General features: G+C 47.2%; 5 protein-coding genes. 1 reads left to right on the top strand and 4 read right to left on the bottom strand.

Going from position 1 to position 13127, the window contains the following annotated elements; translation table 11 throughout:
• Positions 1–69: 69 nt before the first annotated feature.
• Complete coding sequence (locus MKX60_RS21130) at positions 70–2319, bottom strand: FAD-dependent oxidoreductase (protein WP_076283678.1); 2250 nt, start codon at positions 2317–2319, stop codon at positions 70–72.
• 127 nt (positions 2320–2446) lie between these two features.
• Between MKX60_RS21130 and MKX60_RS21125 the strand changes: the two genes are divergently transcribed.
• Positions 2447–3238, top strand: a complete 792-nt coding sequence (locus tag MKX60_RS21125; RefSeq protein WP_076283679.1) for a helix-turn-helix domain-containing protein — start codon at positions 2447–2449, stop codon at positions 3236–3238.
• Between the two features lie 541 nt (positions 3239–3779).
• On the opposite strand, the gene MKX60_RS21120 is transcribed toward MKX60_RS21125, so the two are convergent.
• From MKX60_RS21120 to MKX60_RS21110, 3 genes are all read right to left on the bottom strand, one after another.
• The gene (locus tag MKX60_RS21120) at positions 3780–9386 is read right to left on the bottom strand and encodes a golvesin C-terminal-like domain-containing protein (RefSeq protein WP_341060871.1); all 5607 of its coding nucleotides are present in this window, start codon (positions 9384–9386) and stop codon (positions 3780–3782) included.
• A 297-nt stretch (positions 9387–9683) separates the two neighbouring features.
• Entirely contained in the window at positions 9684–10892 is a 1209-nt protein-coding gene (locus tag MKX60_RS21115; RefSeq protein ID WP_076283681.1) for an SGNH/GDSL hydrolase family protein, read from the bottom strand.
• 17 nt (positions 10893–10909) lie between these two features.
• Positions 10910–13126, bottom strand: a complete 2217-nt coding sequence (locus MKX60_RS21110) for an FAD-dependent oxidoreductase (protein ID WP_341060870.1) — start codon at positions 13124–13126, stop codon at positions 10910–10912.
• Position 13127: the final 1 nt, after the last annotated feature.

Genomic DNA, 13127 nt, shown 5'->3' with positions numbered 1-13127 from the left:
TATAAAACTTGTTGATTCATATAACGATTCTTGGGAGTTGCAGAACTGCAGACAGGTCTTTGTTGTCTGCTATTCGTATACGCGAATCTCGAAGATCTCGGCTCTCGGGCAACCGTTCGTCGCTTCTACCACAACGCGGAGACGATCAGAGGAAACCAGCTGATCTAATGAATGGACAACTCTTCGTTTACGGTTGTTTTTGCCTTCGGCAACGGTAATCCATTCGCCATCCACATCAACCTGCAAAAGGTAATCCTTGACCAGTTCAGGAATTGTTTCGAACGGTGTACGGTGATGATGAAGATTGATCAGATCCTCGTTCACATCGTCGTTAAATGTGATATGCACCGTGCTAATGTTAACTGGTGCTGGCCAATTGAGCTCCAGCCACTCCGGAGAGTCTTTCCGAAGCGAGTCTGACGACCACAGATGCGGCCCAGCAAACGGTCGGTGATATCCGTCGATTACCTTTTCCGCTGCGTATGCTTGCGTTGGCGAGAGGAGGCGGAAGCAGATCGGTTTGCGGTTAAATGGACGCATATTCCACTGCACGACCGGCTGACTTGGCTGTTGATCCCCGAGATTAGGGGAAACAATGGGGCGCTGCCCTTTCGCAAACGCAAGTACACCAAATTGTTGCTCATTAGACAGATGTAAGGCAAGCCGTTCGTTGGCTTTGACCACGAGGAATGCGTTTTGTGGGGTGGCCGGCTTCCAATGGAGGTTCACGCTCACATATTGTCCTGTGCCTTTTGCTACCGGAGTCAATGTCGCCAGTTGTTTCGTATGCGGGACATAGTTTTCACCGCGACCGGTGTCCCATAGCTCCAGTTCCAATGTCGTGTTCTCTGCCGCATCGACGAGTAGAGCGATTCCTTTCAGCTCCGGGTCGACCGGCAAAATCAGGCCGGTGTCGGAAGCAAGTGGATAGGTTTCGATCGGCTTCTCCACAACTAGTTGCGTCAATGTACTGGAAGCTTTTAATTTTGCGCTCCGTGCCAAATCGGTCACATCATCATTGCGTAGACCGATGATGGACGCACCTTGGTGAAGCAGTGTTTGCTGAAGTTCACGTAGATGAGTCTGGTATAGCTCACGTGGGACGACCCCTTTCTCAGCGCATAATGCAGCCCCAGTGCCGGCAGCCTCGCCGATGACGGCACATGTAGCCATGACACGGGTCGTTCCGAAAGCCACGTGCGATGCGCTGATGTTGCGGCCGGCCATGATCAAATTGTTCACGTTGACAGAATACAGGGAACGGAACGGAATATGATAGACTCCGTCTGCATGCAAATGCTTGGAGCCACTTTCAGTCGAATACATCCCTTGTGGCGGGTGCAAATCGATAGACCAACCACCGAAGGCCACACCGTCTTCAAACTCGCGCTGAGCAACGATATCGTTCTGGTTGAGCATATAATCACCAATGAAACGACGGTACTCCCGCTTGCCTGGAATCGAGCCCACCCACTCCAGCGTCATGTTGTCGGCATTGAAGTTGCCGGAATTTTTAATATAGTCCCATAAGCCATAGATCACCGCCCATAACTCGTCACGGATACGTTCGTTGTCGAGAACCGTATCCATTTCACCGCCCCACTCGATCCACCAATAAGCGCATCCATTATCGCCACTGCGGATGACGCGCGTCATCGGAATGGTCGTCTTCGTGATATCCTTCGCAAAACTTGGCGGTATAAACTTGACCTGATGGCCTGCATCCTTCGTATAGAAGAACATTGTACTTCCCAGTGTAATGTCATCCGCAACGGGCGGTGCCCAATCCTCGTTGTACTCTTCCCTCGCTTCTCGGCCGATACGATGCTTGGCCCCGGCCAGAAATCCAACCAGTCCGTCGCCCGAGCAGTCTAGAAACATGCCACTTTCAAAACGAATACGCTGCTCTGACCCCATCATCCAACCGGTAACTGAACGGATGACCCTATTGTCTGTATCGCCGTCAGCTTCCACCTCATGAACATCGGTATTCAAAAACAAGCGGATATTGGGCTCTGCGCGAACCGTTTCAAGGAGAACCATATCCCAAATATATGGATTCCCGTCGATATTGCAGTACTGGTTTTCAAGAAAAAGCTCACCCATTATGCCGGTTTCTCGCGCATACCGATTCGTTCCGTGAGCGGTAGCTCCGCACACCCATACACGTACCTCGCTGCTTGAATTTCCGCCTAGCACAGGACGATTCTGAATAAGTGATACGGACCTTCCCAAACGGGCTGCAGCAACAGCTGCACTTACTCCCGCCAAGCCGCCGCCGACGACTGTAATATCTGATATGATAACTTCCTGCCTCATGATTGAACATCTCCTTTTAAAGAACTATAATATCCATGATTTCATCGTATGTTATCAACTTTTCAATTTCCATACACCATGTTACGATAAGGCATATACTTTATTTCATAACATTGGTGGCGATAAAATGCGAAGTGACTTTGCGATCCGGCTAGTGACTCACTTTTATTGGGACAAGAAAGAGTCGTTTGCTCTCGACCGGGATATTTATTCCTATTGGACAATATTGGCTGTGGAAGAAGGCCGATTCACTTACCGCATTGAAGATCAAGAAGGCGAAGCAGGGTTCGGCAGCTTGGTGGTCTGTCCTCCAAACACCTGGTTTCATAGGAAGACACTTGAGCCTTTGACCTTTCACTTTATTCATTTCACATGGAACACGGAGCCTTCGCTTGAAGAGCAGCGCTCGTTGACTGGCAATCTGATGATCGCGGACATCGAACGCCTTTGCTCCGACTACCGCTACTTGCGACTAATTGCGTTGGAACAGGATAAGGCCGCAATAGAGCGAAAACAACACCTCGTAAGCGATATGTGGCGTTTGTACGAGCTGGAGAGGAACGTGCCGAAGGAAATAGGGTTAACAGTGGTGATTGCTGATGAGGAGATGCGGAAGGCGGCCCACTTCATCACCGCCAATATTTTCGGTCCGGTCGATATGAAGAGCTTAGCGCTCTCGCTACAGCTTACCCCGGTGCAGTTGACGAGACGTTTTCGTGCGGCTTACGGAATGACCCCCTCTGAATATATGACTCGGCTACGGCTGGACAGGGCTAGCAAATTGCTGCTAGAAACAGAGTTTAGTATCGACAAAATTGCGCAGCTGTGCGGATATGAGAACGGCTTCTATTTGAGTCGTATATTCCGGAACAAACGGGGGATGCCCCCTTCACAGTATCGTAGCCTGCCTCGCGTCTAGGCTTAGATCCGACGGATGAATTCTCTTGCACAAGCAATTTAGGGTATATGGGGATAATGAATACAATGCAGTGGTAACATCAGTTAATATAAGAACGACAATCGGAGCATAATCTTGGCTCTTTTCGATTGAATAAAAAAACCGCGATTTACGCGGGAATTAATCGGTATATGTTGTTGCCGCTCGACACTCGGATCTTGTTAGGTTGTTTCTCTTTCAACTATCCTGCCCTTGGGACTTGATCCCGAGCGCCATAATGTTCACCTCTACTTCTCATGACCATAAATAAAACGGACCGCCTTCAGTAGACAACACTGGAGTTGGTCCGTTCTCCATCTAATATCCGACGCCTTCTCCCTCATCCGGGTGCAATCCTGCTTGTTTCAATTCCTTAGCTAGGATTTCTGAAGCACTACTACCTGTTCGTGTAAATATCACTCAGTTGAGAGCCTTGAAAGATTAGCATTTTGCATAGTTCAATACTAAATTCCAAGAAATAAAAAAGCCGAATGGATCGTTCTCATCCACTCAGCTCATAGGTTTATTTTACAATAATCTGTATAGTATCACTTTCCGTTGTTCCACTTCCATTCATAAACTCACAGCGATATTGATAGATGCCAGGCGATTTCCCTGAAATTTGTGTAGTGGCCGATTGAGCACTTGGTGTTTGTGAAGATAAAGATTGCGTTTCAATAAGTTCGCCATTTTCATATAATCGATACTGTGTTGCGTTCGTGCCCCACCACATATTAGCAGTAATGTTATAGTCCCCATCTTGATCCCAGTTGTCACTAGACAAAACAGGTTTGCCGGGCTTCGCATCAGTCACGGTGACGGTGTGTGGATCACATGAAGTCGTTCCATACAAATTCGATAACTCACATGTATACACATAGGTTCCATTCGGCTTTCCTTGAATAGGCATAATGGAAGTCTGAGCAGCTGGCGAAACATCGGCGAGTGACTTCGTTTGGATCAATTGGCCATTCTCGTACAGCTTATACAGTGTGCCATTGTTTCCCCACCACATATTCATCGTAACCTCATAATTGCCATCATGTAAGCCTGTCGCAACACCGCTATTATTCGATAGTGTCGGTTTACCTGGCACCCCATTTGCAAGCAACGGCAGACTACTGGAATGGCGTTCGAACTTGACTGCATCAGCCCTGGTATAAATCATATCGGCAGGTAGAGTTGGCGGATCTACCGTTGTCGGAGTAACCCTTGTTAAACGAACATACTCGCTGCCGTCTCCAGTAAAGTCGAACGTTCCTAGATTAACCCAACCCGACGAGCCAACGGTTGCATCGATATACGTGACCTCGGTAACCGACTGATGCTTCACTTCCACTTTGACATAATTGTCATTTGCCGTCGTATGGACGAGCTTGTAGATGGAGACCGTATATTTCCCCTCTGGAAACTGGCCTTTCCACGTCGCTGAGGATCCTTGAACGGTAGAGTAACGGGACTTCACACCAATTTTGTATCCGGCTAAATTGCTTTGGCTCCAAGAACCTTCTGTCGTGTACAACCCAGTCGTATTCGTGCTGTCGACAATAACCGTTAATTCCCTGATCGCAATTATCAAAGGCGGTGTTGTTAAGGTCACCCCGTCAATCGTTACAGTGGCCCATACCTCAATGTGATCCGTTTCTCCGTCGAGACTTAGAAGGGTCAACAAACCGCTACTGTCCAATTCAGCCAGATCGGTTCGATCAACGAAATACTGCACATTTGCCTGTGATAGATCACCAATCAGACCATTATCCAAATAGCCGGTTACGCTTAGTTGTGCGGTTTGAGTCATCTGCAGTTCGTTCCGATCCGACAGGATCACCGCAGACTCCAATTGCGGTATCTTGTTCGGGTCCACCCACATCATCGCATCGGCAACTACCCGTGACTTATTGGCCTTATTGGTTAATTCCACGTACCCACTATCGCCTGCTGCAAAAGGATAAGCACCCAGGTACACCCAAGTCCCATTGGCCGCTGTCTCATCTACGGTAACCGTCTCGGAGCCTCCGCTATAATAAACGGTAAATGAGGCATTCGTTGCCCAATTTTCACTGGCAGCGGTTATTTGCGGAAGCTTATAGTACACACTGTAAGTAACACTTTCCGGCAGCTCAGGTCGCCAAACAATTCTGCTTGTCGCTGTGCCGGCAGTCGATTTGGCATACACATAGTTATCATAATAATAGTCGTTAGCCGTTGTATCCCGTATCCAGACGCCTGCTGTCTCTGCCTCCGTATTATCCACAATGATAGATGAACCCTCCTGCCAATCCGGTTGAACTGGAGTTTCGGTTACCTGATCAGGCAGATAGAGTGTCCGCTTGCGAGTCTGTTTCCCGTCCGATTCCACATAATAAGTGAAGGTTTGGGATAAATCGTTTACCCGTATCGACCATTCCATCGGATAGATCTTATCTGGAATGGTTGTATACGTAGCCCCGCCATCCAAGGAATAATGGATCGTCGCTGGTTTCGTCGTTTTTGCCTGCACATAAGCATCATAGGCCGTTTCGTCGGGCTTGACGATCAGCATGCCTTTAACCGCATCTATTGGACTGTGGATATCGAAGAAATAGCTTGCATCCGATGTATCAGTAGTTCTGACCTGGTGCAGCGGCACTTCAATGTTGAGTCCTTCCACAATGATAGCGGTTATTCCCTTGCTTGAAACCGTGGCTTGAATGATTCCGCCACTCATAACCGCTTGCTCTGGTGTGCCATTGTCGCGGATGATGGTTACGGTATAATCTTGTGCCGGGTTGAACCCAATGATTTGCGCATTCAATTCGATCGGAGTCTGGACTTCAGCTGCCGATTCGTTGCTTAACCCGATGTAGAATTTATTCCCGCTCTCTCCCGTTATCCAGTTCAATTGAGGATGGTTGGTCTGAATTATCCCCTTAGGCATCCAGAGCCAAACGTCGGAATTACCGTAAAAATTCCCTGGTTTATTTCCATAGAGGTGATATTTGAACCATAAAAAATTAGTTTCAAATACAGAAGGAAATGTAATACTTCCATTCGATTTCAACGATTGCTCGCTGATCAAATAATCCATCGTTTGCCCGAGCTGTCCCGGTATATGGTGATAATAGATGGATGTAGCCCCGCTTGGGCCTTCCAGAGGAAACTCCGGTTCAAGTTGACTAACGGCGAAGCCCTTATAGTAATAACCTGGATAGCTCGAATATCGACCAATAACCGCATTATGAGCAATATCCTGCAGTAGTTTATCACCTGTATAGAGCGACAATCTCAGCATGAATGGAGCTTCCTGAGCATTCATCCGATAATAACCAGTTGTACTTCCCGCTTCAAACGTCAATCCATTGGGAGAGACAAGCCAACTATCCGCTTGTACGCCTCCGGCTACATCTTCTGGGAGCTTGATCCGAGGATATTGATATTTACCACTTTCCGGCCAATGGAACGACTCCGCGTAATTATACGTCTCAGGCTGCGGAATCGTAACGGCACCTTCAGGAACCGGACGAGCAACGAACATAGTTGCATATCGTTTGGCTTCCTTATAAGCAGCATTCAAGTATTTGGGATCCTGAGTTTCCTCGTAAAGCTCCAAGATCTCCATCCACAGCTTGCTATAATAATAAATGAACTCATTTTTACTCACATTTACGGATGCAGGCGTATCAATATGCTGCATGATATAGCTGTCGGCTGCATCCTTGGCAGCCTGTAAATACTGCGTATCTCCCGTCATACGATACATCATCAGGGGCTGAATGACAGGACCCCGGTCTTTCTGGTCAGGATCACGCACGAGGTACTCTTCCTGTGCCAGCGCTCCAATTCCTGCCGTAGTCCCCATCATCTGATTGACAGCGGCTACGCTAGAAAAATCAAATGGCAAGGTTGCCATTTTCCATAACGACGGCACACCGTATACTGGCTTCTGCGTCGGCGACCAACCTATACCATTTCGCGATAAGCCGTACTGGACGGACGGCAATGCTCTCGTATCGTAAAGCTGGTCATCCCCAGTCAAATAGTAAGCCCCCAAAAGAACCGCATTCGAGCTTGTTCGAATACTATCCTCGTTTTCGATGTCAATAAAGCCCTTGGCACGGCTCCACCATCCGCTGGGTGACGGGACATAATCAACAGAGTCATCCCCTTGCGGCTCTATCTTAAGTAAATCGATCATATTGAACATCGCGTCAGTAAGCGACTGATCTGATACGTTTTCCCGGTATGCGGAATAACCATACTCATTGCGAAGAATATCCGCGTAGGACTCATACAAATTGATTTTTTGAGCGATTAGTCCCATATGAAATTGATAAGTGCTTTCTGCGGCCATTTGCGAATAAGTCCCTAATTGAGGAGCATACAAGATTGGCTGCACGCTGCCTTCGTTGTTGACAAGACTCATGCCAAGCCTTTGTTTCGTAACACCTCCTGTCGGTTCAAATTCAACCGGAAGCTCATCCGAAGGTACAAATACCCCATACGTCAATGGATTGCCCGAACCGTCATTCTTTTCAACCAGACTCATTGGAGCGCTTAGCTCCCTTAAGCTTGTTGATTCCACCGAACCTACCATTTTGGCGTGTGACCTGAAACCATTTAATACTTCATTGACGCCAGAGATCTGCTCTGTTGTGAAAGACTGATAGCCGATCACGTAATTGCCATCCCGGCGGGGTGTAAAAGCGAAGGAAACATCAGGTTTGTCCCCTGACATGGACCAGTTCACTTGTAAATCGTAATCGCTTCCATGTGAAGAATCGGTTAATATCGCCGTGTGGCTGTCAGGGAAATCAATCTCGTCGAATGTAATCCAGCGTTTGTTCATCGTATCGTAGTAATTGGTTAGACTCCCCGCATTTCCATCCATTAAGACCCATTGCTCTTCAAGTCTTTCCGCCACATTATTGACAGGCACCCAGTTCCCCGTATCCGTGTCCTTGTAGAACATATCACGAACGATGGATTTGCCACCATCCCAAGCTGCTTCATAGAAGGTTACTTTGTAGCTGGCATTCTCGATGCTGCCTTTTTCCGTGTAACTGAGATTCGCCAATGTACGGCTGCGCAGCGGAGGCAACGGCGGAGCTTGCTGCCGGATATTCCCTTCAAACTTGACCGCATCGGCCCGCGTAACGATCTTTCCGGTCGTAGGTTGCGTTCGAGTCAGTCTGACAAATTCGCTATCATCACCACTGAAATAATAGGACCCCAAATCAACCCATCCGGCCGATGGGCCCGACGAGGGCCTCAGATCCATAAACATGACATCCGTAATCCCATTGTGAACAATTTCAATTTTAACATTACTGTCTGCTTTATCCGCCCAATCAAGCTTGTTGAATGAAATTTTCGCCGTCCCTGCTTCCAATCGCGGATTCCATGTGATGCTTCTTCCTACTGCATCGGTAAATTTGGAACTGGAATTATTATATCCCTTCACTCCCGTACTTGTAGTCCAATAAGGAGCGGAGAACCCGTTATTTGCGTTATCTACATCAGTGGTGACGACATCATCAATCGTGATGCTTCCATCATCAATGATGATCGTCTTATGCGGCTCTTTTTGCTGAATATTCCCTTCGAACTTGACTGCATCAGCTCGCGTAATTATCGTGCTGGTTGTGCTGGTAGACCGAGTTAATCTAACGAATTCTTTACCAACTCCGGAAAAATAGTACTCTCCCAAATCAACCCATCCCGCAGGAGCACCAAATGAAGGCCGCAAATCCATATAGAGAACATCGGTCGTTCCATTGTGGACGATTTCAATTTTTACATTGCTATCTGCTTTATCTTCCCAATTAAGTTTGTATAACGAAATTTTCGCCGTTCCCGCTTCCAATCGTGGATTCCAGGATATCGCTCTGCCTGCTGTACTCGTATATTTAGAACTGGAGTTATCATATCCCTTCACCCCTGTACTTGTGGTCCAATTCGGAGCTGAATATCCGTTGTTCTCGTTACCCACATCAGGTGTCACAACATCATTGATCGTGATGCTCCCGTCATCGATGATAATCGTCTTATACGGTAAGGGCTCCGCGTATGCGGTCCTTATTCCGACTAGGCTGAAAGGAACTAATATCGTCACGATGAAAACGATTAAGAAAAACAGCTTCCTTTTTATCATACAACTCACAGCCTCCCTTGTGTTGATAACGCTTTCAAAATAATGTTGCCCTCCTTTGTTCGAAGATCGTATAGAAGCAATTAGCCTTATCCTTCTGACTAAGCCCGCTCTGTCGGTTTTATCATAGCATGTAACAGAACTGTGAATTTTCTTTAATTTTAAGAATTTCTTATAAGATTTTAAGCAAGAAGAAACGACTTTGTCGTCCTTTAAAAAAGAGACCTACATCATAACTGTCCGCTCAACTGCAGTCAGTTATGATGTAGGTCTACCAATTGTACAAAGCCTAATGATTAATTATAATGGCGGCTGCACTAATAACAACTTCCCAAGCTGAATCACCGTTTGATCATACCAATCTGGATGCTGCCTAACGTGCTCTCTACTTCGTTCATTGCCGCATGCCTCAAACACGGCCGCTTTGTCTGTCTTCTCGGTATCGATTTCAAAGCGAACCGTATGTTTTCCATTCGGGAGCTCCGGCAAGAATACATACTGATTTCGATTATGATCGTTGTGTAGTGTGAATCGATCGATAATAAAGGGTTCCCCACCATCCACCGACACCTTCAATCTGCCAGAATCAGGCCCCCCGATATCGAATAACCCGATATGGGTGCCCTCGAACTGCACCGTGATAGCCTCTCCAGGATCGACTGCTCGCCATAGGCCGGGGAACAACCAATTGTACTCGCGCACTAAAGCAGAATCATCGGGCGTCATGTAAGACCATCCTGCGGAAAAAGTAGTAAGACTATCCAGTGACAGCATGGTCGCATACTCCCAAGGATTAGCCGGAACCAACGGATTCTGAGGTAAGTGATGTACTAACCTTCCCTGATGACCTCTGAGTTCGATAATTGCCTCAAATGACCGGGTGATCGTATCCGTGTAAATTTGGTGTCCTTCGGGAATAGTCGGATGGATCGAATCATGCGTAAAAACAACGGCTCCAGAAATGGACACGTCTTCCCTTGAGGTGAAAACGAGTTTTCCCTCCGACACCAAGTGACTGACCACTACGCCCAGATGAATCGAAGGAATACCATAATAGTCGGCCACTTCCTCTTGCATTAGAGCCCCCTTCTGGTATTCCCCAGACTGAAATAAGGCCACATCCCGCTCCTTCAGCGTATAAACGAACAGGATATCGGTAAACCGGCTCCGCTTGCGGATCTGACGGACAATCCCTTCGATCCGCGCCTTGGATTCGGGATCTCCGCCATCGTTACCGACAAATTCAACAAATACTAGATCAGGCCGATGACGCAGTACATCAGTCTCCAAACGGGCACAACCCAAATCCGATCCTGTCCCATTAATGCCTGCATTCACAGAGCGGATATCCGCCTTAGGATATTTCTCACGAAGCCAATCCGCCGTCATGACCCTGTAGCCTTCAGAACGAGTATTACTGCCGCCGAAATAGACGATTGTTACGGTATCCCCATTTTCCAATTTCTGAATTATATTGGGGAGCCCATTACGAGGGAATAATTCCTTCATCGTGACTTCACCTGACCTCATTTATCAATTTTAGGAGCAAACAATTTTACTGCAAACACTTCAAAATAAGGCGAACCATACGTTGCGCAGAAATTAATCCGGATTCGGGTTACACGTTTCGCATCCACCTTATGTTTATTCAACGTGAGATAATTCCCACGAGTTATGATTGTCCTCTCGGTTCCGTCTTCTAAGGTCAAGGTCATATCATAATCTTGGATAAGGGACTCGATCGGGTCGTTGAAATGCTCCAAATCCAACTGTGAATTGAAAACAAGATGGATTTCGTCTACATTTTTGGGGCTTGCAAAACAGAATTCCAACCATTCCTGTTCTTCCGTACGTTCAGAAATCCAGCCGTTCGGTAGACCATAAGGTCTGGAGAAGCCGTTGACGACATTCTCGGGATTATACATACTCTGGGACGGTAACAGATCCTTGAAGCAAATGCTCTTATTGAATTTCTTCAGCCTGGACGGCTCTTCCGGCCTATAATGGAAGCTGACCGCTCCTGTTATTTTTTCTTCATTGCCGTAGACGGCAAGGCTCGCCGTACCTTCCAATACGATGTAGATTTTGTCATCAGCCGGTTTCTCGCAGCCCAAGTTTAGCGTAATCCAGTCGTCATGACCGGCTGCAATAACCAAGCGGTAATCTTTCAACTCGCTGGTGGGAATGTAGTTTTCCTTCCGTTCTCCGCCAAACAGCTTTACATGCAAAGTTTCCGAATGCTCGGACCTATTTTTAATTTTGATCCGTACACTTTCAGCCACGGATGTCTGAATCGGCAAGACCAAACATAACCCTTTCTCCAAGGGAATCTCTTCAGTTGGATGAAGATTATCATAGCTGCGCTGAGACGAGGCACGAATAGTTAATCCATCAGCCAAGTAAGGATTCAATTCCTCTTGAAGCCCTACTATCGTTTGGCCATCTCGAAGCAGCAGCGCCTGCAGCTCCTCCATATGAGATTCGACTATGGCCGCGGGGTCTATCTCATATTTCAAGCATAACGAAGCAGCCGTTCCAACCGCCTGCCCCATACAACCGCAGGTTGCCATTACCCTAGTAGATCCGAAAGCCACATGGGTAGCACTTATGTTGCGACCAGCAAACATGAGATTAGGAATATTTCGTGAATATAAACTGCGGAAAGGGATATTGTACAATCCTGGCACGAAATTCCATGCTGTAGCTGGCCCCTCATCGTAGATGCCCTTATTCGCATGTAAATCCATATACCATCCACCGACGGATACAGCATCTTCGAAATGCGGCTTTGCTGTAAGATCGTTCTGAGACAACATGTGGTCCCCTATGAACCGCCTCGACTCCCGCTTTCCAGGAATCGGGCATACATAATCCAAGATGAGATTGTCTACATCATCAAATTCGCCGCTATTTTTGATATAATCCCAAATCCCGTACACCAATTTCCGCAGTTCCAATGCGATGTCTTCATTATTCTTGATAATATCCATATGTCCACCATATTCTAGCCACCACAATCCGCCAAGCCCATTGATTTTTCTTGGTAAAGCCCGATGGTTTAAGCCTTTTCTGATACTATCGAAAAAAGCCAACTTCGTAATATCATACGCAAAGCCAGGTCTTTTGAATGGAACGGAATATTCTACGTCACGGGCTTGAAACAGGATCGTATCGCCCATGGTGTAATGGTCCGCCACTTCAGGAGCCAATTCTTCCATGTATTCATGCTTCGCTTCTCTCCCCCAGCGGAAGAGAGCACCTGCTTGATATCCGACAACTCCATCTCCGGAGCAATCGATGTAGGTTCGGCTTTCGAAACGAAATTTTCTTTCGGAAGCCAATTGAAGGCCCTCCACCCATTTAATTCTACCGTTCTCTATGCCCGTTTCATGCACGCATGTATTCAGAAACAGAGAAATGTTAGGCTCAGCATAAACCATATCCAACAAGACCGTATCCGAAAGCGAAAGCATAAGCTTCTTGTTGTATAACGGATTATAGTGAAAAATCTTCAACTTGAGTTCTTCCACCAATCCGCCCTCGCGTGCATAATAGGATGGACTGTTTCCGAGATATGCTGACCCGTTGATATGAACCCGGACCTCGCTGCTCGCATTTCCTCCAAGAACCGGCCGATCATTAATAAGTGAAACCTGCAGCCCTTGGCGTGCGGCAGCAATGGCAGCGCATATCCCAGCAATACCTCCGCCTACGACGGTTACATCTGCTTTAATAAGCTCCATT

This window comes from Paenibacillus sp. FSL R5-0914 (assembly GCF_038004525.1).
GTDB lineage: Bacteria > Bacillota > Bacilli > Paenibacillales > Paenibacillaceae > Paenibacillus_AQ.
The sequence above is the reverse complement of the archived record's forward strand: the minus strand, read 5'-3'. Positions and strand labels throughout refer to the sequence as shown.

Coding starts and splice junctions, on each gene's coding strand:
- MKX60_RS21120 (WP_341060871.1), bottom strand. CDS start 9,386: ATGATAAAAAGGAAGCTGTTTTTCTTAATCGTTTTCATCGTGACGATA.
- MKX60_RS21110 (WP_341060870.1), bottom strand. CDS start 13,126: ATGGAGCTTATTAAAGCAGATGTAACCGTCGTAGGCGGAGGTATTGCT.
- MKX60_RS21125 (WP_076283679.1), top strand. CDS start 2,447: ATGCGAAGTGACTTTGCGATCCGGCTAGTGACTCACTTTTATTGGGAC.
- MKX60_RS21130 (WP_076283678.1), bottom strand. CDS start 2,319: ATGAGGCAGGAAGTTATCATATCAGATATTACAGTCGTCGGCGGCGGC.
- MKX60_RS21115 (WP_076283681.1), bottom strand. CDS start 10,892: ATGAAGGAATTATTCCCTCGTAATGGGCTCCCCAATATAATTCAGAAA.